Source organism: Paenibacillus albidus (assembly GCF_014644435.1).
Taxonomy (GTDB): Bacteria; Bacillota; Bacilli; order Paenibacillales; family Paenibacillaceae; genus Paenibacillus_AQ; species Paenibacillus_AQ albidus.
This window is the reverse complement of the sequence record NZ_BMKR01000012.1, coordinates 1-22,113: the sequence shown is the minus strand read 5'-3', so window position 1 is coordinate 22,113 and position 22,113 is coordinate 1. Positions and strand designations below refer to the sequence as shown.

The window sequence follows — 22,113 nt, the reverse complement described above, 5'->3', positions numbered from 1 at the left end:
GGAATAGGAAAGTTACTTAAAAGGAAGTGTAATTTTCATGTCAAGAAAGCTAAAAGCAGGTATCGTCGGCGGCACAGGAATGGTGGGGCAGCGCTTCATCGCTCTTCTTGAGAATCATCCCTGGTTTGAGGTCACAGCCATTGCGGCCAGTGCCAACTCCGCAGGCAAAACGTATGAAGAATCGACATCCGGCAGATGGAAGCTTTCGACTCCAATGCCCGAGAACGTCAAGAATATTATGGTTCAAGATGCGTCTAAGGTCGAGGAAGTTGCCGCAGATGTAGATTTGATTTTTTGTGCAGTCGATATGAAAAAGGACGAGATCAAAGCGCTTGAAGAAGCCTATGCCCGTACCGGAACCCCGGTAATCTCCAACAATTCGGCGCACCGCTGGACGCCGGACGTACCGATGGTCATTCCTGAGATTAATCCGCAGCATCTTGAGGTTATCGCACAGCAGAGAAAACGCCTGGGCACGGAAACCGGCTTTATTGCGGTGAAACCGAACTGTTCCATCCAGAGCTATATGCCTGCGCTGCATGCCTTGAAAGAGTTCAATCCCGAGAAGGTTGTAGTCACGACGTACCAGGCTATTTCCGGAGCCGGCAAGACTTTTGGCGACTGGCCGGAGATGCTGGACAACGTCATTCCATATATCGGCGGAGAAGAAGAGAAAAGCGAGCAGGAGCCGCTGCGCATCTGGGGTGACATTTCGGAGGAAGGCATTGTGAAAAGCGAACTGCCTGTCATCACCTCCCAATGCATCCGTGTCCCTGTGGCAGACGGACACATGGCAGCTGTATTTGTATCCTTCAAAAGCAAACCTTCCCAGGAAGAAATTCTGGACCTCTGGAAAAGCTTCAAAGGACGCCCGCAGGAGCTTGGCCTGCCAAGTGCTCCGCAGCAGTTCATCACCTACTTTGAAGAAGAAAACCGTCCGCAGACCAAGCTGGACCGGGATATCGAAAAAGGGATGGGTGTTTCGACGGGACGGCTTCGTGAAGATAATCTGTATGACTACAAATTCGTCAGCTTATCCCACAATACCCTTCGCGGTGCTGCCGGAGGCGCGGTGTTAATTGCCGAGCTGCTTAAAGCGGAAGGTTATATTCAGCCCAAAGCCTAATCCAAGCCAAGCTTTGGTCCTACCTATAGAGGACACATCAGACAAACAGTGCAGAGACTCGCTGTTTGTCTTTTTTTATATTTTCAGAATGGGGGCTTCGTGCCTCCGGAACACCTGCGGACCCTACAGCCCTTATTTTCTTCATAAGGCGTATTTAGCCGGGCTAACGGACCCCAGTGCTTCTAATTCCTCTCCACTAGGCAGATATGGAGTGGATTATCGTGAATAGGTGCAATGGAGTCCGTAAGCATAGGGGAATTGTGTTTTTTTTGAAAATAAGCGCACCTCGGTCCTTTTACTGCCACTTTGACATATCTGCTGCTAATCAAAGGGGGATGAACTTCATGTTTCAATTTGACCTGATTTCAGATGTCCATTTGGACTTTTGGGTAGACAACTCAGGCAATCAGCTGAAGCTGAGTAAACGCCTGGATCAGTTCGTGGCCGGTCTTGTTCCTGAATTTCCTGCGGAGACTCTGATTATTGCCGGAGATCTGGGCCATTATAATAAACAGAACCTTATGCTGCTCACCAAGCTAAAGACGTATTACAGCCGAATATTGCTGGTGGCGGGGAATCATGATGATTATCTGATCACTAAACCGCTAAAAAACAAATATAAACAGAGTGAACGCACAGTCCTGACGGCTTAGGCCACGGTGATCCCGTGAATATGGTAAGATAGGTGAAGTGTACAGCAGATTTCAGACTGAAGACTATCGGAGTGATAAAATGGGTGCAAAAAGCAAAGGCGGCGGTACCGGCCGTGGAACAGGCAGCAAAGGGTGGACACGCTGGAACAAAACAGCGAAACCCAAAGCAGTGAAAGGCAGCACGCCCACAGGGCAAGGGCCCAAAGGAACGGGCGTTGCCAAAGGAACGGGCGTTGTCAAAAAGACTGGCGGAAATAAGGGCGCAAGCAGCAAATAAGATGAGAATCAACAAATATTTGAATGACAAGCGTTTTTGCTCACGCAGGGAAACGAACCGCCTGATAGCCGCAGGCCGAATAACCGTAAACGGGGTGGCTGTGGACGGGAGCCGGATGGTAGAGCGGGAGGATGTTGTGCTATTGGACGGGGCCCCGCTTCCCGAGAACAGGGATAAGCCAGTGTATCTGGCCCTGAACAAACCGGCGGGCATAACCTGTACGGCGGCGAAGCAGGTGGAAGGCAATATTATTGACTATGTGAATTATCCTGCACGGATTTTTGCCGTAGGCCGGCTCGACAAGGCTTCCGAAGGGTTGATTTTGTTGACCAATGACGGCCAAATTGTGAATCAGATGATGCGTTCAGAGCATGAGCATGAGAAGGAATACGTCGTGACGGTTGACAAGCCGCTAACCGCCGAATTTCTGGCTGCCATGTCTGGCGGGGTAGAGATTCTGGGCGTAAGGTCGAAACCTTGCGAGGTCTATGGGATGGAGAAAGAGGTTTTTCGGATCATCCTGACCCAAGGCCTGAATCTCCAGATCCGCCGGATGTGCAAGGCGCTGGGGTACCGGGTGCTCAGGCTGGAACGTATCCGCATTATGAATATTACACTGGACGGGCTGGAACGCGGGCAGTGGAGGCAATTGGGCGGAGAGGAGCTAAGACTTCTTTTGGCCCGGCTGTCGTAATTCAGCGGTTCCGCTGATGCAGTCCTGTCAGCCCGGGTCATGACGTACAAAAGGTGCCTTTACCGCTGCTGCCCTGAGCAGGCTGGTAAAGGCACCTTTTGTCTGACTGGAATTATCCGGGGAGATGTCAGTCTGTCACCTGTGCAAGCTCCCGCGCTGCCGCGCGGGCATCGGCTGCTGCAGCCATGGCTGAAATCACGGAGATGCCGTCCGCTCCCGCTTGAATCACTGGGAATGCATTGGCAGCCGTGATGCCGCCAATGCCCACCAGAGGATGGGCAATCCCGTGTGCACGCAGCTCCTCAATTACTGCTGTACCGCGTACAGCTTGGGCATCGTCCTTGGAGATTGTGGGGTACACCGGGCCGACGCCCAGATAATCTGCGCCATCGGCTATCGCCCGGCGGGCTTCCGCCAGGGAATGGGCGGAGACGCCGATAATTTTGCCGCTGCCGAAACGCTGCCGGATCTCCAGGGCTGGCGCGTCATCCTGGCCTACATGGATACCATCCGCATCCAGGGTTAGCGCGAGCTCTAGATCATCGTTCACAATGAAGGGAACACCTCCGCGCTGACAAATTTGTTGCAGCTCTCTGGCAAGCTCTACCCGTGCCGTTCCGGTGAGCGCTCCCGGTCCCTTTTCACGAAATTGAAAGAGGGTAATGCCCCCGGCAATGGCTTCACGCAGGACAGCAGACGGCGGCCTGCTGCAATTCATGCTGCCCATAATGAAATAGACCTTGAGCAGGGCCCGCAATTCCTCACTGATCATTCTGGTCATGTCCAAACCTCCTTAGCCGGTTCATATAAGCAAAATGATTCGTTGGCCCATGACCCCCGCCAATATTCAGCCCGTCCTCAATCGCTGCCTGAATAAAAGCTTTGGCCGTTTCCACAGCCGTCGTGACGGATTTCCCCTTGGCCAGCTCGGCCGCCAGAGCTGCCGAATAGGTACAGCCTGTCCCATGCGTATGCCGGGTCTTTATTCGTGTACTCTCGAGATAAATAAATTCGTGCCCGTCGTACAACAGATCCACTACATTTTCGGTCAGAGGATCATGTCCGCCTTTTAACACCACATAACGGGAGCCCATGGCATGGAGGATGCGGGCGGCTTCTTCACGTTCCTTAAGACTTTGGATGTGTAGTCCGGTCAGGATTTCCGCCTCCGGGAGGTTTGGCGTGGTTACAAGCGCGAGGGGCAGCAGGTGGGCCGTCATGGACTTCACAGCTTCCTCCTGCAGAAGAGGCGAACCCCCTTTGGCGACCATAACCGGGTCGACGACCAGATTGGACCACTCATATTGCTTAACCTTCTCGGCCACAATTCGAATGATATCCCCGCTGAACAGCATGCCCGTCTTTACAGCATCCGGCGGCAGATCGGTGCCAATAGCGTCTAGCTGGCCGGCCACAGCCTCGGGGTCCAGCGGATAAACCCCTTGAACTCCGAGTGTGTTCTGTGCCGTCACGGCAGTAATTGCCGACATGCCGTACACACTAAGCTCCTGGAAGGTTTTCAGGTCGGCCTGAATGCCGGCTCCGCCCCCGCTGTCTGAACCGGCTATCGTTAAGGCTTTGAATACTTTCATCCTTTGATCTCCTTGATCTTGGAATGCTCCAGGAAAAGTTCCGGCGTGACCAAGGCCAGCTGGTTCAGGAACCCGATCTGGAAGCTGCCCGGTAAGGGCCGGGAACTCTGCTCCGCAGCGGCTTCAGCGGCGACGCCATAGAATGAGACGGCATCTGCCGCAGCTTCCAGCAGCGAATCCCCGCTCACGGCCAGAAATGCTCCGACGACCGAACTGAGCAAGCAGCCTGCTCCGGTGAGCCGGGTCAGCAGCGGATGTCCGTTGCTAACTACATAGGTCCTGCTGCCGTCCGAAATGACATCCTCCTTGCCGGTAATCACAACAACACATTCCAGCTTTTTGGCTGCCGTCCGGGCCAGGGCGATGACATCGCCGCTGCCTTCCCCGGCATCCACCCCTTTGATGGCCCAGCTCTCGCCAATCACGTTGGCCACTTCAGCCACATTTCCGCGCAGAGCGGCCAGCTTGACCTTGTGGATGATCCGCTGTACGGCTTGCGTACGGTAGTCTGTCGCTCCGGCTCCTACCGGGTCTAACACCACCGGCACGTTATGGGCGTTGGCTGACAATCCGGCCAGGAGTATGGACTCTACCACCCGTTCATCCAGTGTTCCGATATTAAGCACTACCGCACCGGCCATTTTGGCGACATCGGCGGCTTCCTCCGGTGCATGGGCCATAAATGGAGAAGCACCCAAGGCCAGCAATCCATTCGCAGTGAAATTGGTGACAACCATATTGGTAATGTTATGGATCAAAGGGTTATTATCGCGGACTTGTTGCAAGTAACTCATATTTCATTCCTCCAGATTGTTCGATTCTGAGCGATCGCCGGCAAGATTGGCATATGCCGCTTGCGTCTTTACTTCATTGGATAGAAGATTATTGTCCGTCAGCCACTGATGCACCTTGTCCCAGGATTCAGGGGACTGATAACCAAAGGGCTGATCGCCCGCATCCATCAGAGGCAGCAGGATTTGCAGGCTTTTTTGCTCAATATTCTTGTCGAGCGGTGACGTTTCATTCTCATGCTCAAGCAGCAGGGCAAGCGCGTCTTCGGGATGCTCCGCCACATACTGCTGGCCCTTGGCGGCGGCCTTCAGGAATTTCCTGAAATCGGCCTCCGACTTCAGCAGACCCTGATCGCTGGTAGCAAGCACCAATTCATAATAATCGGGCACACCATAATCGGTAGGGTTCAGCGAAGTGACAGGATGGCCTTCCTGTTCCAGAATCAGCTGTTCATGATTAATGAAGCCGCCCATAATGCCTTCCACCTGACCGGTAGAGATGGCTGGCACGAGGTCAAACCCTACATCAATCAGTTTTACGGAATTGGCGTCACCTCCGTCACTTGTCACCATCGTGCGCAGCATGGCTTCATAGAGCGGAATGGAGGAGTAACCTACAGCTTTGCCGGCTAAATCCTTGGGGCTCTGAATGCCGCTGCCCTCTGCAACCATGAGATGATTCAGCGGATGCCTGACGATGGCGCCAATGGAGACCACAGGAATATTCTCTCCTCGTGCCATCAGAACTTGAGGCTGATAGGTAAGGGCAAGATCAATCTTGTCCGCAGCTACAAGCTTCAAGGCATCATTGCTGTCCGAAGGCATCTGAATCTCCACTTCCAGCCCTTCTTCGGCAAAATACCCGTTTTTCTCGGCGGCATACAAAAAGGAATGTACAGCATTAGGATACCAGTCGAGCATGATGGTCAGCTTGTGAGGAGCTTCAGTGCCGGCTCCTGCGGGTGTGTCAGCTGTGCGCTCAGCTTCACCCTGATTGCCACATGCGCTGAGCATCAGCATAACTGCCAGCAACAATGCAGGGAGGATAGGGATATTGCGGAATACGTTTTTCATCGAAAAAAGCCTCTTTTCTTCATCATAATTTGTTCAAGCAGGCGAATGACCAGGAATAAAGCAATCCCCAAAGCAGACAGCAGGAATACCGCAGCGAACATTTCTGCACTTTGCAGATTCCCGGCCATCCGGCGGCTGAAATAACCCAGTCCTTGGCTGCCTCCCAGCCATTCCCCAATCGTAGCTCCTATTACACAATAGACCACGGACAACCTCAGGCCGGAAAAAAAGGAGGGGATGGCCAGCGGGATTTCGATTTTGCCCAGCACCTGCCAGCGGTTTGCTCCCATCGTCAGCAGCAGCTCATGGTAAGCCCGCCCTTTGGAACGGAGCCCGTCGTAAGTGCTGACTACAACCGGAAAAAATGCAGTCAAAAACACCACGGCCACCTTGCTCCAGAGTGTATATCCGAACCACAGGATAAAGATGGGCGAGAGAGCGATCAGCGGAATAGTCTGGCTGATGATAAGGAAAGGATACAGTGCTTTTTCCAGCGGACGGAACATGTGCATACCCATGCCCAGCAAGGAGCCGAACACCACAGACAGGACAAATCCCAGCATTACTTCTTGCAGCGTTGCGATCAGATGAGTCCCCAGCAGCAGCTTGTGGTGTTCCGCCAAAGCCAGAATAATGGCGGAGGGGGCAGGCAGAATAAAAGCAGGGACCAACCCTGTCTGTACTGCCGACTCCCAGCCTGTCAGCAGCAGCAGGACCAGCAGGGTAAACGGTCCGTATTGCCGTATTGCCAGCTTACAAGAGGTGAGATTCATGCAGCCTCCGTTCCAGCTCCTCCCGCAGCGCTATAAACTGCGGATCATAGTTTATCCGGTAGCTTCTAGGTCGCGGCAGCTTTACCACCAGCTCCTGAAGCCCGGGCTGGGAGCCTCCGTTCATAAGATAAATCCGGTCGCTCAGGAGCAGGGCTTCCTCCAGATCATGTGTGATGAACAGAACGGTCTTGCCTAGCCCGCCCCACAGCTCCAGGAGCCAGCGGTGCATTCCGCGTTTGGTCAGCGCGTCTAGTGCCCCAAATGGCTCATCCAGCAGCATTAGGTTACCGCCGCTTACCAGTGTGCGCAGGAAGGCCACCCGCTGCTTCATTCCGCCTGACAGCTCCGGCGGATAGGCCATCTCCAGCTCGGAGAGACCAAAGCGGTTCAGCAGGCCGCGGATACGCTGAACGGCTTCCTCTTTACCGGTCTCCCGTCTAAGCTCCCAAGGGAGCAGACAGTTGTCCAGCACGGTTCTCCAAGGCAGCAGAAGATCCTGCTGCGGCATATACGCGATGTGACCCAAGCGGCTCGCAGCAGATGACTGCCCTCTGAGAATGACCTGTCCGCCGGACGGTTTCAGCAGCCCGGCAATGATTTTGAACAGGGTGCTTTTGCCACAGCCGCTGCTGCCGATGACCGAGACGAATTCCCCCTCGCGGATATCCATGGATAGTCCCGTGAATACGGGAGTGCGGGAGGAGGGGAACGCATAATTCAGCTGTTGAATGGACAGTATTGTCGTAACCTTGATAACCTCCTTGTACACAAATAAAGACCCATTCATTCCCGGAGGGAATGAATGAGCCTCACAATATCCGTATGTACGCCAAAGGCGCGTACTGCTTCACGAGTGCTGCTCCACTTCCCTCCGCTGGTATGATCCAGATCAGGTTCCAAGGGTCCGGAGCGTGCAAGCTCCGTCTCAGTCAGACGACTCCCCTAGTGAAATTAACATTAATATATCATATCCATTTCAATTTGCACAGATTTTGCCGATTGGGGCATGATAATACAGCTGATAAAAGGCAGCAGAAACAGTGGAAATATATTACTATATAATTCCGATGATTATTATCGGAAAAACTATTGACGGACTTGCTGTGACAGTGTACTATTCAAATGGCCGGGAAATGACTCGGCCTATATAGACATAAGTGAGAGGGGATTTTGGAGATGAAAAAACTTAGTGTATTGTTTCTAATGGTATTAACAGTGGTGCTTACAGCCGCTTGCGGCAATAATGGAGCAAAGAATACATCAGCGGAGCCTACCGCTGCAGCAAATGAGGGTACAGCGGCCACGGCGGCACCGGCGGCCCAGAACAGCCTGGAAGCGGTCAAAGCCAGCGGCAAGCTGCGGATCGGTACGGAAGGTACATACGCACCTTTTACTTTCCATGATCCCTCAGGCAAACTTACCGGATTCGACGTAGAGATTGCAGAGGAAATATCCAAACGGCTGGGTGTGGAGCCGGAATTTATTGAGACGCAATGGGACGGGATTTTTGCCGGGATGGACGCCAAACGGTTTGATGTCATCTTCAACCAAGTGTCGATTACCGATGAGCGTAAAGTGAAATATGATTTCTCTGATCCCTATATTGTCTCCAAAGCTGTTCTGATTGTAGGCGAGGGTAATGAAGATATCAAGGCATTTGCGGACCTGAAAGGCAAAAAAGCCGGACAGTCCCTGACCAGCAACCTGTCGGACATTGCCCGTGAGAACGGGGCGGAGATTGTGGCCACTGACGGCTTTAACCAGGCGATTGATCTTCTGACGTCAGGCCGGATTGATGCCACTGTGAATGATGGCTTGTCTTATCTGGATCTAAAGAAGCAGAAACCTGATGTAAAAATCAAAGTGGTAGACGAAATCGCCCAAGGATCGGAAAGTGCGGCCACCTTTCTCAAAGGCAATGATGAGCTGATTCAGGCCGTCAATGAGGCTCTGGCCGGAATGAAAAGCGACGGAACCTACCTGAAGATCTCCGAGAAATACTTCGGAGCCGATGTCTCCAAATAAATAGATGGACCCTGGCGGACGTAGCCTTCCGCCTGGAGGTCCGAGAAGGATGTCTGAACGATGGATGACCGCAAAATACAAATTATCCTGGATTCCTTGCTGCCCCTGCTCAAAGCCGGGGTGGCTTTTACCATTCCTTTGGCACTTGTTTCCTTTGCCCTGGGACTTCTGCTCGCCGTGCTTACAGCACTTGCCCGGATTTCACCCTGGACCCTTCCAAAGCTGATCGCCCGCTTTTATGTCTGGGTCATCCGTGGGACTCCGCTGCTGGTACAGCTCTTTATTATATTCTACGGATTACCTGCGGTTGGAATTGTCCTGGACCCCTTCATCGCCGGGGTAATCGGATTTACCTTGAGTGTGGGCGCCTATTCTTCCGAGATTGTGCGCGCAGCCATTTTATCCATTCATAAAGGCCAGTGGGAAGCTGCGTTTTCGGTAGGAATGACCCGGGGACAGGCCCTGCGCCGGGTCATTCTGCCTCAGGCAGCCCGGGTTTCGGTGCCGCCGCTTTCGAACTCTTTTATCAGTCTGGTCAAGGATACTTCTCTGGCCGCGATCATTACCTACACGGAAATGTTCAGAACTGCGCAGCAGATTGCTTCTACAACCTATGAACCCCTGCTGGTCTACACTGAAGCAGCCGTATGTTATCTGTTGTTCTGCACCGTGCTTTCGTGGCTGCAAAGCTACCTGGAGAAACGGCTGGACCGTTACACTGCGACCTAAAGGAGAGATACCCTTGATTGAAATTCTCGATTTGCATAAATCTTTCGGTCCGCTGGAGGTCCTGAAAGGCATTGACCTTCGCCTGGAGCATGGTAAGGTTCTGGTCATCATCGGCCCATCCGGCTCGGGCAAAACGACTTTGCTGCGCTGCTTTAATTTGCTGGAGACTCCCGATCAGGGCAGCCTCGTTCTGGCAGATGTAAAGATGGATTTCACAGCAGCCCGGAAAATTCCCCAGAAGAGTATCCTCGCCCTCCGGAAAAAGACAGGGATGGTCTTTCAATCGTACAACCTGTTCCCGCATATGACAGCGCTTGGCAATGTCATGGAGGGGCAGGTAACCGTGCAAAAGCGGTCCAAGGCTGAGGCCCGGAAGCGGGCACTGGAGCTGCTTAGCAAGGTAGGGCTTGCGGACAAGGCGGAATCTTATCCGCACCAGCTCTCGGGCGGTCAGCAGCAGCGGGTGGCTATCGCCCGGGCCATGGCCGTGGAGCCTGAGGTGCTGCTGTTCGATGAACCCACCTCTGCACTGGACCCTGAGCTTGTCGGAGAGGTGCTGAAAGTCATCAAAGCGCTGGCGACCGAAGGCATGACGATGATCATCGTGACCCATGAGATGAAATTCGCAGCCGATGTGGCGGACACGATTATTCTGATGGATGAGGGGCGTATTCTGGAGCAGGGCACTCCGCAGGAAGTGCTGGAGCAGCCGAAGAGTGCCCGGGCACGGCAGTTTCTGAACCGCCTGAGCGGGGAAGAAGAATAGAAGAGAAGCGCAAAAGGCAGCCCAAGCGAAACTTGTGGGCTGCCTTTTGCATCAAACGATCTATAAGGCTAGAATTCAAATGAGGGCAAGGGGAGGTAGAGCCGTTATTCCGTAACTTCTTCTACGGGAAGGAAATTATCTCCCTGACTTTTCAGGAATTCCAGCGCATTGAACAGCATGACCGCTGCCTCGGCGCGGGTAATTTCTTGTTTCGGATTAAAGTTACCCTTGGCATCCAGCGTGTTGATCTTGTATTTGAGCGAGCGCTGAATAATCCCCTGATACGAGGGATTCATCTTGGCTTCATCCGTAATCTTGGCCGGTACGAGGTTGATCAGCGGCAGGTTGCCGAGCTTCTCCACCCCCTGGACCAGCAGATTCGTATACAATTCTTTGGTCATAGGCTTGGACGGGTCGATATTCTTGTCTATCTTGATGTCATTATAATGCGCATTAATAAAAGCTTCGGCATACCAGGCTTTGTCCTTTACGTTAGTGAACAAGCTGCTCGCCTGCGGCGCTTTGGTGAAATCAATGGCAGCAAGACTAAGCTGAAGTCCGCCGGATATAAACTGAATGCCTTGGGCTACCGTCACTTTGGAGGCGGGAAGAAACTGTGTGTCCGAGACCCCTTTGATTAAGCCTTGCTCTTTGAGGGCATTGATTTTTTCTTTGCCGCTTACCTTATCCAGATCCTTGAAGGTATCACCTGCCGCGAACATTTGACCTCCCAGTGTAAAAGAGAGTATAGAAAGGGTTGTTATTGCAGCAATGGCGCTTTTTTTGATCGTCATTTTCATTCCACCTCGGGTTTAGGGTTCGGCCGCTTGGCCGCTGTCTACAACCCTTAACGCAGAAAAATGTGGAAAGGTTGCAGGGGGCGTTTACTTTTTATTAAACTATCCTGCGGTATTGAATCTGGAGTCCTGAAAGATTCGGATATGAGGTTACCGGTGAACGTCCCTGATCAGCAAATTCCGGTAAGGATAACTGCTGAACCGGGTCTTGAAGAGCAGAACCACACCCGCATTTTCGATACGGATGCTCTTTAAGGAACGGGTGCGAACCAGCCTGCGCACCATACGTGTAAGAAGGGCTGTGTCCTGCCGGCGGATTGCCCCGGCAAAAGACCAGGCAAACGCACCGCCCACCGCCAGCTTGCGGTACAGCGGCAATACAGACCTGGCGATGCTGCGGTGCACTTTCGTATTAAAGGTAAACTGCACCAGACCCGGTGGAATGGTCGTGCCATTGGTGTAGTAGAGGGAGCGCTTTGGCAAGGGGAAAGAAATGAAATAACCAATAGCGTTGGTCCCGTAATCCTCGTTGTTTGCAAGGGAAGGAATCGTCGACAGGAGTCTCCCCATCCGGCCGAGATCGGCTTTCACTACGGCACTGCTCCATTGCTTCGCAAATTCCCGGCTGCAAGCAATTTTCTTATAGAACGGCAGCATGGATTGTGCCACTTTACGCAGATCATTGGCTGTTCCCGGCCTGCGGGTCCGCCTGTTTGATATTTGAGCCATCCGGTCCATCTCCTTTTGCGTGGTAAATACCAGTTTTTATAGGGTATGGGAACCGGGCATCTATCTGATTGGGCGAATGTTTAGTCTACAGGAATATATATTTTTACTCTTTGATCATTAGGAAAAGTGGAGCGCAGCACATCCGTTATCTCAAAGTCCGGTCCTTCCCGCCGCTCATAGTTGGACTCAGGCAGCCAGGTGCCATAAATATAATCCCTGGTCTGCTGCACAAGCTCAGTCCCGCCAAAAGCCTTAAATTCGGCGTAATTTCCTTCCGGGATCTCAAAACGCACATACCCCTCGCCCGGAGTTGCATTCTCATCTACCTGTTCGCCAATAATGAAAGAAAAGTCGCCATTCTCCTGGAAGCGGCAGGCAATTCCATAGGACATTCCCGGTGCTGTCTTGCCATCAATATGCATAAAACGCCCGTTCCTGCCAAAATCGTCGTAGAACCCCGGAATCTCCTGATAATGTGTATCCTGATTCAGATTTGTGGGGTATTCCCAGCCGATAATAGACGTACGATTCAGCTGAACCATTACTGGAAGATTCATATGCAGCGCTCCTTTGGATTGGGACTTTAAATGAAGGAAATCCATTCGTGACTGGCCGGTGAAATCAGTGATGGTGTGGCGGAATTTGCCAGGTGTGAGTCCGGTGTAGCTCTGGAAAGCCCGGGTAAAGGCTTCCTGGGATTGATACTGAAAGGACAGTGACACCTGCAGCACACTGTCATTGCTGTGCCGCAGCTGATCAGCCGCTTCGGTCAAGCGGCGTTTGCGGATATACTCGTGCACTGAGAACCCCGAGATAGCCAGGAACAGCCGCTGAAAATGAAAAGGTGAAAAATGGGCTTGTGCGGCAATATCCCGGATGTTCAGAGCGTCGTGTAAATGCTGCTCTATGTAGTTCAGTGCCAGCTGTATCCGGTTATAGTAATCCATCTGCTTCATTCCTTTGCTGAAGTTATAATTTCATTTTTATTATCCCAGGCAGACGGTGAAGCGTCTTGATAATTTGTGCGGACTTCTGCCGCCGCAGGGCCTTTTCATTTGTGGGTTATTTTGTTATGCTTATATCGTAACTATTACTAATTATAGTGGGTTTAGAATAGTTCATGGAAGGTGGGAGGCAATGTGAATCCAATTGAACAGATCAGCCAGCAGTTCACGGCGCAAAAATATAAACTGACGCCTCAGCGTGCTGCCATAGTCAAGGTGTTGCTGGATAATGAAAAAGATCACCTCAGTGTCGAGGAAGTATACATGCTTGTCAAAAACACATACCCGCATCTGGGGCTCGCCACAGTCTACCGGACGCTGGAGCTGCTGAGTGAACTTCATATTGTGGAAAAAATGAATTTCGGGGACGGTGTGGCCCGTTATGATTTGCGTGATGACAACCACGCCCATATGCATCACCATCTGATCTGCCACGTGTGCGGGAAACTGGAAGAGATTAAGGATGACTGGCTGCTTGAGCTGGAGAAACGGGTAGAGCGCGAATACGGCTTCACCGTCACGGATCACCGGCTGGACTTCAAGGGTACTTATAATACCTGCCAGAGAACGGGCTGCAAGAAAGACAAAGCCTGCAAAGCCGTATCCTAAAGGATAACCCAAAAGACGCAGTGCTGAAATTCAGCCTGCGTCTTTTGGTTTAAGCATGCCCCGGCTGCTGCTTCCCAAGATCAAAGGGGCTTATTCTGAGGTTCCTTGGCGGTCTTGGGCCATAGGGTGTAGCTGAAGCTGATGAGAAAATCAATGCCGAGTATAATCGCCCAATAACGGATCGTATTGGAGAGAGAGGCGGTTCTGGCGGCGTCGTCCACAAAGAGGATCATGCCGTACAGTACAGCTGCCCCAATAATATAGGCTAGCAAATGCTTCAGCCAGCCAATTCGTTCATTCCTGGCATGGGCCGCACCATTCTTGGGTTTGGGGGCAGGCTTGGGCCCGCCGGCAAAACGGTGGGCGAAACGGACATCGGCCCAATTGATCATACTATGCCCAAAAGCAATGGATGCCCCGATATAAATGGCCGAGAGACTGTGCGCAAAATTAGCTGGTGTTCCTGCTCTCAGATCCAGTACGGTCGCCACAATCAGGGCCAAGTCCACAACTGGTGTGCTATACAGCAGGACCGCTCCAATTCTCGGCTGCTTCAGAATATAACGGAAAGTCAGTCCCGCCAGTACAAACACCCAAAAAGCAACCTCACAACCAATAATAAATGCAGTAATAATCCTGTCCACCCCTTTATATAATACAAATGTGCTAAATAATGCTTTGATTTTAACATAATTTGCTGGGAAATATAAGACCTTTCTGCCTCATAATCTCTATAGGCCGAATCTTTTTTTTCTAATTTCAGTTATGCTATAATTGCCTTATGCCAAAAATAGTGAATCATGATGATCGACGAAAGCAGTTGGCGGAAGCCGCCTGGCGGATTATCCGCCGTGAAGGCCTGGAAGCCGTGTCTGTTCGGAATGTTGCCAAGGAAGCGGGCATGTCTCTGGGTTCGCTGCGGCATTATTTTGCCAGCCAGGCAGATTTGCTGGTGTTTTCCATGAAGCTGGTGTCCGAACGCTCTTATAGCCGTACTCTATCCTTTGAAGAAACCGGCGATCCCCGCAAAGATGTGGAACTTCTGATCAGTGAGCTGATGCCGCTGGATGAAGAGCGCAGGGCGGAGGGTGAGGTCTGGCTGGCTTTTGTAGGCAATGCCGTTATCGATCCGGAGATGCAGGCGCTGAAGTATGAAGTACATAACCGATTGCATGAAGCCTTCCGTGGGATGCTGGAGTATCTGGCAGCACATCATTTGCTGAAGGAGGGTCTGGATCTCGCCGTAGAATCGAAACGTCTTCATGCCTTGGTGGATGGCCTCGTTGTGCATAATATCATATACCCGGAGCTGATGACGCCTGAGGAAATGGTACAGCAAGTGACAGTTCATCTGGATAGTTTAAAAAAGTAGCTCCAGGAACAGGGGTGCTCCAGCAGCGGTAATTCGCTTTTTGGAGCCACCCCTTTGCATATCCGGGAATGCTGTAGTGACCGTCCGCTAACTAGCCTCTGGTCGGCACAAAGGATTTGATCCAGGTCCCGAAGCTGCCGGGGTTGCGGGTCTGCACCAGCACTACGCCTTCACCGCGGAACCGGCAGACCAGGGCTTCTCCGCTTGTCAAGCTGTTCAGCCAGCCGGAAGCCGCCTTTTCAATTTTATAGTCCATATAGTCGGGCCAGGCTACAAGATGGCCGTTATCAATAACCATTTCCTGCCCCGGCTCCAGGTTAATGGCATGGATCGCTCCGAAGGAGGAGAGAAATACGGTCCCCCTGCCGCTGATCTCGACAATAAAGAAACCTTCTCCGGAGAAAAGCCCCCGTGCCAGATTCTGCATTTTGGTATTGACCTGAATACCTTGTGTACCGGCGAGAAATCCGTCCTTTTGCACAAACAGCTTGTATGAACCGTCCAGTTCAATAGCCTGTACATCTCCAATAGCACCGGGCGAGAGGAGCACTTCGCTTTGGCCGCGGGTAGCGGTCAGCTCCTGAAAGAAAAATTTCTCGCCGCTCAGCATTCTCCCCAGACCACGCATCAGTCCGCCATCGACGGTTCCTCTTAACTCTACATTGGGCGACATGGCGACCATGGCTCCCATCTCTGCTTTGACACTTTCGCCGGGGTTCAAATACACTTTAAGCATCGCAAACGCACCTTCATAAAGAACTTCATATTTCATCCTTGTGTTCCTCCAAATCTGTTATGAAATGTTATCATCAAGCGGAGCAGAGCGTATATTAACAAGTGTCAGAATGCCTTCTGCCGGGAAGCCGGTCGTTTAGCCGGCAGCGATACAGGTTATAAAGAGAATATCAATTCTTATTTACACAGAGCTCTCCATATGCCATACAAAGAGGTGTAGCAGCTATGAACAGAAACCATGATTTCTTTGGCACCAAAAGAACGAAAAAACGTCGTATGATGATTCTGCTGCTTCTGTCGGCTATATTGCTTGTTCCTTACGGGCATGAAGCTATAGCCAGCGAAAGTCAGTCCGGAAGCCGTGCTGCAGAAGCGCAAACGGCAGCGGCATTGGAAAAAACGCCTTTGAAGAAAAAAACGGCCTCTGGTGAATATCAAGGTCTCGCTGACGGCCACACCGTGGAGATTTCGGTGTATGGCGAGCCTTTGACCCTGCAGTTTGGCGAGAAGCTGGAGTCTTCTCTTGCTGACTTGGAGATCGGAGACACTGTCGTGCTTACTTATACCGAGCAGAAGTTTGTGCATGATCCGTTGGTCTTAATCTGCCATTTGATTTCCATTCGCGAGCCGGGTGCCGGGGAAGAAACTCATAATGTCCAAAGCAAAAGCAAAAGCAGCTTAAAGCCTGAATGAGCCCGGGGCGGTAATCTGCCGGATGCGGATACAGCACCCTTATGTTAGAATAAGGCTATATCGGCACAAACATCGCTTTGTGGTGATCATCTATACGAAAGAGGAGAGTGTTGCCGGCATGGCACGCACAAAGACCCAAAAGGCATTACTGAAAGCAGAGCGGGCAGGAACCTGGTGCGCCGCAAATAACCGGAGAGCGAATGGCGATTATGGCGCAATCTCACAGCATGTCCGGCTGACACCGGGCAAACGGCAGAAATTGAATAAGGTCAAACACAAGGAGCGGATCTTCCATGATGGCGCTCCTTTTGTATGGAAACTTCAGGATATCCCGTTCAGACCTGTTCTCGGCTATGTACACGGAACTGCTTGGGCGACATGCCGAAGCGGTTGCGGAAGACCCGGTGGAAATAGGTATAGTTCGCAAAACCGCAAGTCTCGGCTACATGCTCCAGCGGCATCGGGCTGAAGGTAATCCGCTCTCGGGCCATATCGAGCCTCACATCATTTACATATTTTACAATGCTGGTGCCGAAGGCTTCCTTAAATAAATGTACGGCACGCGAGACGGAGATGTCGACGTGGGCGGCTACATCTTCCAGTCTGAAAGAAAAAGCGGCATGTTCCTCCACGTATTGCTTCATCCGGTAAGCCAGATAACCTTTCGGTGTAACGGCAGGCTGCTCGCTCATCAGCCGGTCGATTTCCATACAGAGAATCTGCAGATAGCAGGCCGAAATTTCCGGGGAGAAATTGGACAGCCTCCGCTGTTCAAGGACAAGCTGACGGAAGAGGCCGAGAAAGGCATCACTCTGCGGCAGCGTGAGACGGGCCGGCCGCCGGCTGCGGTTCCACCATTCCTCTATCCAGACCCCTCCGCAAAAGACATGATAATCCCCGCTTTCGATCCGCGGTTTGCCCACCGGATAATTCTCTTTGTCAATAATCAGATAATAGGGATCATTAGGGGCGAACAGCATCAGATCGCCGCTCTCCACCGGTGACATTACCCCATCGATCAGAGCCCGGCTCCGCCCTTCCGTCTGAAGACGGATGAGGTAGTATTGCAGGCCTTCACTCTGGGAGACGTGAAAAGGTTTGCGGTGAAACGAGAAGCCTGCGGACAAAACATGGCAGGCGGCAGCATGTGTCATAATTCCTCCTGTTGATTGAAATGATAATCAGATTGTTCATGTTTTAATCATATTATTCATTTTATTATATACGCTTTCATATTACCATGTACCTTAGTTGCAAAGATACTAAATCTCAGGGACTTGATTTAGGTCATGCTTTGCTTCAACGTTTTTGTTCAGGTATGTGAAGAACCCGCTAATCAAACCTATACTATTGGAGTGAGCAGAGAATGCTGAAGATTGGCTTGCAGCTGTACACGCTGAGAGAAGAACTGGAAGGCGATTTTGAAGGAACCTTGCGCAAGGTAGCGGAACTGGGCTATCGCGGTGTGGAATTCTACGATTATTTTGGCCGCCCGGCGGAGGAAGTAAAGGCTTTGCTGGATGAGCTGGGACTGACGGTGATCGGAGCGCACCGCCCTTATGAGGTGCTGCTGAACGATACCGAGCAGGAGCTTGAATATAACTTGAAGATTGGCAACCGTAATCTGATTATTCCTTATATGGCTGAGGAGAAACGCGACTGGAAGGAAGTTGCCGCCAATCTGCGTATCATCGGGGAGAAGTGCAAAACCGCAGGAGCTGTTTTGTACTATCACAATCATGATTTTGAACTTACGGAGCAAGTGGAAGGCCGTCCTGCTTTTGACTATTTGTTCGGGCAAGTGCCTGCAGAGCTGCTGCAGGTTGAGATGGACACATGCTGGGTTTATTATGGTGGATATGACCCGGTGGATTATATTAACCGCTACTCCGGACGACTGCCGATCATTCACCTGAAGGATCTCAAGAAACGTGAAGACGGTTCGCCTGAGACGGTCGTGCTGGGTGAAGGTGAAGTGTTGCTTGAGGCCATTCTGGAAGCCGCCGTGCAGGCTGGCACGGAATGGGCGGTAGTGGAGCAGGATTATTGCAGCCGTCCGGCACTCGAAAGTATTGCCGACAGTATGAAATGGGTACAAGCATATGCCAAACAAGGAGGAAAAGTTCATGTCTAACAAATTGAAGATTGCTATTATCGGGTGCGGAGGTATCGCCACAGGGAAACATATGCCTAGTCTGTCACGCCAAAAGGACGCGGAAATGGTGGCCTTTTGTGATATTATAGAGGAACGCGCGCAAGATGCGGCTGAGAAATACGGAGCAGAAGGTGCAAAGGTCTATACCGATTTCCGCAAGCTGCTGGAAGACGGAGGATTTGATATTGTCCATGTCTGCACTCCGAATGACAGCCACTCCGAGATTACGGTTGCCTCGCTTGAAGCCGGCAATCACGTAATGTGCGAGAAACCTATGGCCAAGACTACGGCACAAGCCCGGGAAATGCTGGATGCGGCCCGCCGTACCGGCAAAAAGCTGTCGATTGCTTACCAGAACCGTTTCCGTTCAGACAGTGAATATCTGAAGGCTGTATGCGAAAAAGGCGAGCTGGGGGATATTTATTATGCCAAGGCCATCGCACTTCGCCGCCGCGCCGTCCCTACATGGGGAGTATTCCTGGATGAAGAGAAACAAGGCGGCGGTCCGCTGATCGATATCGGAACCCATGCGCTGGATCTGACGCTTTGGATGATGGACAACTATAAGCCGCGCAGTGTAGTGGGTTCCGTCTTCCACAAGCTGGCTCATAACGGTAATTCAGGCAATGCCTTCGGTCCGTGGGACCCTGAAGAATTCAAAGTGGAGGATTCCGCTTTTGGTTTTGTTACCATGGAGAACGGGGCAACGATCTCCGTAGAAGCCAGCTGGGCACTGAATGTCGCCGAATTTGGCGAAGCCAAAACGCTGCTGGCCGGAACGGAAGGCGGAGCGGATATGACGGACGGACTTCGTCTAAACGGCGATCATGGCGGACGGCTGTATGAGACCAAAGTGGACCTCTCCTCCGGCGGAGTTGCTTTCTTCAGCGGCGGCCAGGAAGATGCAGCCGACCGGGAAGCGCGTTTGTGGCTTGAAGCCATCAGAGAAGACAAGGAACCGGTTGTTAAACCGGAGCAGGCCCTGGTGGTTACGCAGATTTTGGAAGCTATCTATGAATCGGCCCGCACCGGACGCGCTGTTTATTTTGACGGATCATCTGACCTTTAATCTAATCTAAACCCGTCGTTACATTCGGACAAACAGGAGTGGAATCCATGAGCACAACACAACATTCCATCGTCATTGTGGGCTTTGGAGGCATGGGAAGTTATCACGGACAATTAATTAATGAGAATTCCCGCCTGAAAGTGGCTGGCACCTATGATTTGCTGGAAGAGCGCCGCAGTGCTTCGGCCGAAGCCGGTTATAAAGCCTATAGCAGCCTGGAAGAAGTACTGACAGATTCAGAGGTTGAAGCTATTCTGATTGCAACACCCAATGATGTGCACAAAGAGATTGCAATTCAGGCTTTGAGAGCAGGCAAACATGTGATCTGCGAGAAGCCGGTGGCCTTGTCTAAGGAAGAGTTTGAAGACATGCTGGCTGCTGCGGACGAAGCCGGGCGCGTGTTGATGGTGAATCAGAACAGACGCTGGGATGAGGATTTCCTTATCATCAGAGAAATGTACAATAAGGAAACCATCGGAACCTTGTTCCAGCTTGAATCGCGTGTACATGGGGCAAACGGCATCCCCGGCGACTGGCGTCATTTGCAGGCACAGGGCGGAGGAATGCTGCTTGACTGGGGTGTGCATCTGCTGGATCAGCTGCTGTTCCTGATTGACAGCAAGGTGACCAGTGTCAGTGCCAGCCTGAGCTTTATTTTGGGCAATGAGGTCGATGACGGCTTTGAAGCTGTTCTGCAATTCGAAAATGGGGTAAAGGCGGTTGTTGAGGTAGGCACCACCAATTTCATCACGCTGCCAAGATGGTATGTCAAGGGAATCGAAGGGACTGCAATTATTGAGGATTGGTCGATGACCGGCAGAATGGTGACCAGAAATCAGGAGTCCGAAAAAATCGAACCGAAGCCGATCCGCGCAGGGGTAGGTCTAACGAAGACCATGGCTCCTCCTTCGGAAGGTGCAACCATTACCGAGGCGCTTCCTGCTCCATCCCAGTTGCCGTCGGGTTTCTATGACAACTTCGCAGCGGTTATCGAAGGCACGGCTGAACCGATTGTGAAGAACAGCGAAGTGCTGCGGGTACTTAATTTAATCGAAGCCATCTTCGCCTCTGCGGGTACCAATCAGGTGATTAAGGATTTCGACATTTACGCTAAATGATTAATATTCCAGGTAAACAGAAAGGCGGCATACAATGAAACTCGGAGTATTTATGGTTCTGTTCGGCGGACGCAAGCTGGAGGATGCGCTTGACTATGTGGCAGCCAAGGGCTTGAAGGCAGTAGAGATCGGTACCGGTGGCAATCCCGGCAACAGCCACTGTGATCCGAAGCTGCTCTTGGAGAATGAGACCGCCCTCAAGGAATTCAAGCATGCAGTGGAATCCCGCGGCCTGATGATTAGCGCGTTAAGCTGCCACGGCAATCCGCTTCATCCGCAGAAACAGCTGGCGGGCAAGGATCATGAGGATTTCGTCAACTCGGTCAAATTGGCGCAAAAGCTGGGTGTCCCGGTTGTTAATACATTTTCCGGTTGTCCCGGAGACCATGAGAATGCCAAATATCCGAACTGGCCAGTGGCCCCATGGCCGAATGATTATCAGGAAATTCTGGCCTGGCAGTGGGAGAACAAGGTGATCCCTTACTGGAAAGAGTGGGGCGCATTTGCTGCGCAGCACGATGTGAAGGTGGGACTTGAACTGCACGGCGGATTCTCCGTACACACTCCGGCTACGCTGTTGCGGCTGAGAGAAGCGGCGGGCGAGGTCATCGGTGCGAACCTTGATCCAAGCCATATGTGGTGGCAGGGAATCGATCCGGTCCAAGCTATCCATATTCTGGGACGTCAAGGCGCGATTCATCACTTCCATGCCAAGGATACCGTGATTGATCCGGTCAATGTGAATATGCATGGACTGACTGACATGCAATCGTATGAGAAAATGCTGGACCGCGCTTGGCAGTTCCGTTCGGTGGGCTTTGGTCATGATGTAAAGACCTGGGCGGATATTATGAGTGCCCTTCGTTTGGTCGGCTACGATTATGTGGTCAGCATTGAGCATGAGGATGGACTTATGTCCATTGAAGAAGGATTCTCCAAAGCCGTGGATAACCTTCGCCAGGTGCTGATCGAAGAACCGGTTGCCGATATGTGGTGGGTGTAAACAGTAACCGGCAAGCATAAACTGCAATACCGCAGGAAGCCGCCAGAATCATTGGCGGCTCTTGTTGTACTTAATTGTAAAAATATATTTATTGAAAATGTGGACTAAGCGGCAAGGCGATTACCTTTCAGCGTTTGGTCCAATCGATCCAAGGTTAATTTACAAGTCGTGCTTATACAGTTGACCTCAAAATAAGCTGTTACACAGACTTCACGGACCGGAGGAACGTTATTTCGCGAAATCAGCTCATTTTTCTGGTCAAACGGACTCAGTGATTTAGACTAAGAGGTGGACACGGAAAGTACAACTCATGGATAATAGAATCAAAC

General features: G+C 51.7%; 26 protein-coding genes, 1 pseudogene and 1 riboswitch. Of the genes and pseudogenes, 15 read left to right on the top strand and 12 right to left on the bottom strand.

The annotated features are described in order from the left end of the window. The first annotated feature begins 37 nt into the window (after positions 1 to 37). The 4 genes from asd to IEY53_RS15685 all read left to right on the top strand — a co-directional run bounded on the left by asd (position 38) and on the right by IEY53_RS15685 (position 2,750). Entirely contained in the window at positions 38 to 1,126 is a 1,089-nt protein-coding gene (gene asd / locus IEY53_RS15700; protein WP_189026501.1) for an aspartate-semialdehyde dehydrogenase, read from the top strand. 344 nt (positions 1,127 to 1,470) lie between these two features. Next, the gene (locus IEY53_RS15695; RefSeq protein ID WP_189026499.1) at positions 1,471 to 1,779 is read left to right on the top strand and encodes a metallophosphoesterase; all 309 of its coding nucleotides are present in this window, start codon (positions 1,471 to 1,473) and stop codon (positions 1,777 to 1,779) included. A gap of 79 nt (positions 1,780 to 1,858) precedes the next feature. After that, the gene (locus IEY53_RS15690; protein ID WP_189026497.1) at positions 1,859 to 2,056 is read left to right on the top strand and encodes a DUF3934 family protein; all 198 of its coding nucleotides are present in this window, start codon (positions 1,859 to 1,861) and stop codon (positions 2,054 to 2,056) included. A gap of 1 nt (position 2,057) precedes the next feature. After that, complete coding sequence (locus IEY53_RS15685; protein ID WP_189026495.1) at positions 2,058 to 2,750, top strand: pseudouridine synthase; 693 nt, start codon at positions 2,058 to 2,060, stop codon at positions 2,748 to 2,750. Between the two features lie 127 nt (positions 2,751 to 2,877). On the opposite strand, the gene thiE is transcribed toward IEY53_RS15685, so the two are convergent. Genes thiE through IEY53_RS15655 form a run of 6 tightly spaced genes read right to left on the bottom strand, consistent with a single transcriptional unit; the run spans position 2,878 to position 7,767 of the window. Beyond that, positions 2,878 to 3,531 carry a thiamine phosphate synthase gene (thiE, locus tag IEY53_RS15680; RefSeq protein ID WP_189026494.1) on the bottom strand — a complete coding sequence of 218 codons (654 nt, stop codon included), beginning with the start codon at positions 3,529 to 3,531 and terminating at the stop codon, positions 2,878 to 2,880. Further along, positions 3,512 to 4,342 carry a bifunctional hydroxymethylpyrimidine kinase/phosphomethylpyrimidine kinase gene (gene thiD / locus IEY53_RS15675; protein WP_189026492.1) on the bottom strand — a complete coding sequence of 277 codons (831 nt, stop codon included), beginning with the start codon at positions 4,340 to 4,342 and terminating at the stop codon, positions 3,512 to 3,514. Before thiD ends, thiE begins: the two co-directional genes overlap by 20 nt. Then, a complete protein-coding gene (gene thiM, locus IEY53_RS15670) occupies positions 4,339 to 5,136 on the bottom strand; it encodes a hydroxyethylthiazole kinase (RefSeq protein ID WP_189026490.1) in 798 nt (265 codons plus the stop codon). The genes thiD and thiM overlap by 4 nt, the downstream gene beginning before the upstream one ends. Positions 5,137 to 5,139: 3 nt before the next feature. Further along, on the bottom strand, positions 5,140 to 6,207 hold the full coding sequence (locus IEY53_RS15665) for an ABC transporter substrate-binding protein (protein ID WP_229696181.1): 1,068 nt from the start codon (positions 6,205 to 6,207) through the stop codon (positions 5,140 to 5,142). Then, positions 6,204 to 6,980: an ABC transporter permease gene (locus IEY53_RS15660; protein ID WP_189026488.1), complete on the bottom strand. Its 777-nt coding sequence runs from the start codon at positions 6,978 to 6,980 to the stop codon at positions 6,204 to 6,206. Before IEY53_RS15660 ends, IEY53_RS15665 begins: the two co-directional genes overlap by 4 nt. Next, the gene (locus IEY53_RS15655; protein ID WP_189026486.1) at positions 6,961 to 7,767 is read right to left on the bottom strand and encodes an ABC transporter ATP-binding protein; all 807 of its coding nucleotides are present in this window, start codon (positions 7,765 to 7,767) and stop codon (positions 6,961 to 6,963) included. Before IEY53_RS15655 ends, IEY53_RS15660 begins: the two co-directional genes overlap by 20 nt. A gap of 62 nt (positions 7,768 to 7,829) precedes the next feature. Next, positions 7,830 to 7,934: riboswitch (TPP riboswitch) on the bottom strand. Between the two features lie 222 nt (positions 7,935 to 8,156). Here IEY53_RS15655 and IEY53_RS15650 point away from each other — a divergent pair. Genes IEY53_RS15650 through IEY53_RS15640 form a run of 3 tightly spaced genes read left to right on the top strand, consistent with a single transcriptional unit; the run spans position 8,157 to position 10,500 of the window. Next, positions 8,157 to 9,005: an amino acid ABC transporter substrate-binding protein gene (locus IEY53_RS15650; protein ID WP_189026484.1), complete on the top strand. Its 849-nt coding sequence runs from the start codon at positions 8,157 to 8,159 to the stop codon at positions 9,003 to 9,005. Between the two features lie 60 nt (positions 9,006 to 9,065). Next, the gene (locus IEY53_RS15645) at positions 9,066 to 9,734 is read left to right on the top strand and encodes an amino acid ABC transporter permease (RefSeq protein ID WP_189026482.1); all 669 of its coding nucleotides are present in this window, start codon (positions 9,066 to 9,068) and stop codon (positions 9,732 to 9,734) included. A 13-nt stretch (positions 9,735 to 9,747) separates the two neighbouring features. Then, entirely contained in the window at positions 9,748 to 10,500 is a 753-nt protein-coding gene (locus IEY53_RS15640; RefSeq protein ID WP_189026480.1) for an amino acid ABC transporter ATP-binding protein, read from the top strand. Between the two features lie 104 nt (positions 10,501 to 10,604). Here IEY53_RS15640 and IEY53_RS15635 read toward each other — a convergent pair whose 3' ends face one another. The 3 genes from IEY53_RS15635 to IEY53_RS15625 all read right to left on the bottom strand — a co-directional run bounded on the left by IEY53_RS15635 (position 10,605) and on the right by IEY53_RS15625 (position 12,973). Further along, positions 10,605 to 11,294, bottom strand: a complete 690-nt coding sequence (locus IEY53_RS15635; RefSeq protein ID WP_189026478.1) for an S-layer homology domain-containing protein — start codon at positions 11,292 to 11,294, stop codon at positions 10,605 to 10,607. Between the two features lie 153 nt (positions 11,295 to 11,447). Further along, positions 11,448 to 12,026 carry a hypothetical protein gene (locus IEY53_RS15630; protein ID WP_189026476.1) on the bottom strand — a complete coding sequence of 193 codons (579 nt, stop codon included), beginning with the start codon at positions 12,024 to 12,026 and terminating at the stop codon, positions 11,448 to 11,450. An 80-nt stretch (positions 12,027 to 12,106) separates the two neighbouring features. Beyond that, positions 12,107 to 12,973, bottom strand: a complete 867-nt coding sequence (locus IEY53_RS15625) for an AraC family transcriptional regulator (RefSeq protein WP_189026794.1) — start codon at positions 12,971 to 12,973, stop codon at positions 12,107 to 12,109. Positions 12,974 to 13,165: 192 nt separating this feature from the next. On the opposite strand from IEY53_RS15625, the gene fur reads away from it, so the two are divergent. Then, on the top strand, positions 13,166 to 13,639 hold the full coding sequence (fur, locus tag IEY53_RS15620; protein ID WP_189026474.1) for a ferric iron uptake transcriptional regulator: 474 nt from the start codon (positions 13,166 to 13,168) through the stop codon (positions 13,637 to 13,639). An 80-nt stretch (positions 13,640 to 13,719) separates the two neighbouring features. Here fur and IEY53_RS15615 read toward each other — a convergent pair whose 3' ends face one another. Next, positions 13,720 to 14,274 carry a hypothetical protein gene (locus IEY53_RS15615; protein ID WP_189026792.1) on the bottom strand — a complete coding sequence of 185 codons (555 nt, stop codon included), beginning with the start codon at positions 14,272 to 14,274 and terminating at the stop codon, positions 13,720 to 13,722. A gap of 158 nt (positions 14,275 to 14,432) precedes the next feature. On the opposite strand from IEY53_RS15615, the gene IEY53_RS15610 reads away from it, so the two are divergent. Further along, positions 14,433 to 15,011 carry a TetR/AcrR family transcriptional regulator gene (locus IEY53_RS15610; protein ID WP_229696180.1) on the top strand — a complete coding sequence of 193 codons (579 nt, stop codon included), beginning with the start codon at positions 14,433 to 14,435 and terminating at the stop codon, positions 15,009 to 15,011. Between the two features lie 91 nt (positions 15,012 to 15,102). Here IEY53_RS15610 and IEY53_RS15605 read toward each other — a convergent pair whose 3' ends face one another. Beyond that, complete coding sequence (locus tag IEY53_RS15605) at positions 15,103 to 15,783, bottom strand: TIGR00266 family protein (protein WP_189026470.1); 681 nt, start codon at positions 15,781 to 15,783, stop codon at positions 15,103 to 15,105. A gap of 188 nt (positions 15,784 to 15,971) precedes the next feature. On the opposite strand from IEY53_RS15605, the gene IEY53_RS15600 reads away from it, so the two are divergent. Continuing rightward, positions 15,972 to 16,439, top strand: a complete 468-nt coding sequence (locus IEY53_RS15600) for a LytA/YqiH family protein (protein WP_189026468.1) — start codon at positions 15,972 to 15,974, stop codon at positions 16,437 to 16,439. 22 nt (positions 16,440 to 16,461) lie between these two features. After that, positions 16,462 to 16,740: pseudogene (gene brfA, locus IEY53_RS36375) on the top strand (ribosome rescue factor BrfA); the annotation flags it as partial. A gap of 34 nt (positions 16,741 to 16,774) precedes the next feature. On the opposite strand, the gene IEY53_RS15595 reads toward brfA, so the two are convergent. Next, a complete protein-coding gene (locus IEY53_RS15595; protein WP_189026466.1) occupies positions 16,775 to 17,593 on the bottom strand; it encodes a helix-turn-helix domain-containing protein in 819 nt (272 codons plus the stop codon). A gap of 212 nt (positions 17,594 to 17,805) precedes the next feature. Here IEY53_RS15595 and IEY53_RS15590 point away from each other — a divergent pair, with 212 nt between their 5' ends. The 4 genes from IEY53_RS15590 to IEY53_RS15575 are packed head-to-tail and all read left to right on the top strand — an operon-like array spanning position 17,806 to position 21,784. After that, complete coding sequence (locus IEY53_RS15590) at positions 17,806 to 18,573, top strand: sugar phosphate isomerase/epimerase family protein (RefSeq protein WP_189026464.1); 768 nt, start codon at positions 17,806 to 17,808, stop codon at positions 18,571 to 18,573. Continuing rightward, positions 18,566 to 19,663, top strand: a complete 1,098-nt coding sequence (locus IEY53_RS15585; protein WP_189026462.1) for a Gfo/Idh/MocA family protein — start codon at positions 18,566 to 18,568, stop codon at positions 19,661 to 19,663. Before IEY53_RS15590 ends, IEY53_RS15585 begins: the two co-directional genes overlap by 8 nt. 47 nt (positions 19,664 to 19,710) lie before the next feature. Then, complete coding sequence (locus IEY53_RS15580; protein WP_189026460.1) at positions 19,711 to 20,781, top strand: Gfo/Idh/MocA family oxidoreductase; 1,071 nt, start codon at positions 19,711 to 19,713, stop codon at positions 20,779 to 20,781. Positions 20,782 to 20,815: 34 nt separating this feature from the next. After that, a complete protein-coding gene (locus tag IEY53_RS15575) occupies positions 20,816 to 21,784 on the top strand; it encodes a sugar phosphate isomerase/epimerase family protein (RefSeq protein WP_189026458.1) in 969 nt (322 codons plus the stop codon). The last annotated feature ends 329 nt before the right edge of the window (positions 21,785 to 22,113 follow it).

Excerpts from the sequence above, each read along its gene's own strand:
- asd (WP_189026501.1), top strand. The coding sequence starts at position 38 with ATGTCAAGAAAGCTAAAAGCAGGTATCGTCGGCGGCACAGGAATGGTG.
- IEY53_RS15695 (WP_189026499.1), top strand. The coding sequence starts at position 1,471 with ATGTTTCAATTTGACCTGATTTCAGATGTCCATTTGGACTTTTGGGTA.
- IEY53_RS15690 (WP_189026497.1), top strand. The coding sequence starts at position 1,859 with ATGGGTGCAAAAAGCAAAGGCGGCGGTACCGGCCGTGGAACAGGCAGC.
- IEY53_RS15685 (WP_189026495.1), top strand. The coding sequence starts at position 2,058 with ATGAGAATCAACAAATATTTGAATGACAAGCGTTTTTGCTCACGCAGG.
- thiE (WP_189026494.1), bottom strand. The coding sequence starts at position 3,531 with ATGACCAGAATGATCAGTGAGGAATTGCGGGCCCTGCTCAAGGTCTAT.
- thiD (WP_189026492.1), bottom strand. The coding sequence starts at position 4,342 with ATGAAAGTATTCAAAGCCTTAACGATAGCCGGTTCAGACAGCGGGGGC.
- thiM (WP_189026490.1), bottom strand. The coding sequence starts at position 5,136 with ATGAGTTACTTGCAACAAGTCCGCGATAATAACCCTTTGATCCATAAC.
- IEY53_RS15665 (WP_229696181.1), bottom strand. The coding sequence starts at position 6,207 with ATGAAAAACGTATTCCGCAATATCCCTATCCTCCCTGCATTGTTGCTG.
- IEY53_RS15660 (WP_189026488.1), bottom strand. The coding sequence starts at position 6,980 with ATGAATCTCACCTCTTGTAAGCTGGCAATACGGCAATACGGACCGTTT.
- IEY53_RS15655 (WP_189026486.1), bottom strand. The coding sequence starts at position 7,767 with ATGAATGGGTCTTTATTTGTGTACAAGGAGGTTATCAAGGTTACGACA.
- IEY53_RS15650 (WP_189026484.1), top strand. The coding sequence starts at position 8,157 with ATGAAAAAACTTAGTGTATTGTTTCTAATGGTATTAACAGTGGTGCTT.
- IEY53_RS15645 (WP_189026482.1), top strand. The coding sequence starts at position 9,066 with ATGGATGACCGCAAAATACAAATTATCCTGGATTCCTTGCTGCCCCTG.
- IEY53_RS15635 (WP_189026478.1), bottom strand. The coding sequence starts at position 11,294 with ATGACGATCAAAAAAAGCGCCATTGCTGCAATAACAACCCTTTCTATA.
- IEY53_RS15630 (WP_189026476.1), bottom strand. The coding sequence starts at position 12,026 with ATGGCTCAAATATCAAACAGGCGGACCCGCAGGCCGGGAACAGCCAAT.
- IEY53_RS15625 (WP_189026794.1), bottom strand. The coding sequence starts at position 12,973 with ATGGATTACTATAACCGGATACAGCTGGCACTGAACTACATAGAGCAG.
- IEY53_RS15605 (WP_189026470.1), bottom strand. The coding sequence starts at position 15,783 with ATGAAATATGAAGTTCTTTATGAAGGTGCGTTTGCGATGCTTAAAGTG.
- IEY53_RS15600 (WP_189026468.1), top strand. The coding sequence starts at position 15,972 with ATGAACAGAAACCATGATTTCTTTGGCACCAAAAGAACGAAAAAACGT.
- IEY53_RS15595 (WP_189026466.1), bottom strand. The coding sequence starts at position 17,593 with ATGACACATGCTGCCGCCTGCCATGTTTTGTCCGCAGGCTTCTCGTTT.
- IEY53_RS15590 (WP_189026464.1), top strand. The coding sequence starts at position 17,806 with ATGCTGAAGATTGGCTTGCAGCTGTACACGCTGAGAGAAGAACTGGAA.
- IEY53_RS15585 (WP_189026462.1), top strand. The coding sequence starts at position 18,566 with ATGTCTAACAAATTGAAGATTGCTATTATCGGGTGCGGAGGTATCGCC.
- IEY53_RS15580 (WP_189026460.1), top strand. The coding sequence starts at position 19,711 with ATGAGCACAACACAACATTCCATCGTCATTGTGGGCTTTGGAGGCATG.
- IEY53_RS15575 (WP_189026458.1), top strand. The coding sequence starts at position 20,816 with ATGAAACTCGGAGTATTTATGGTTCTGTTCGGCGGACGCAAGCTGGAG.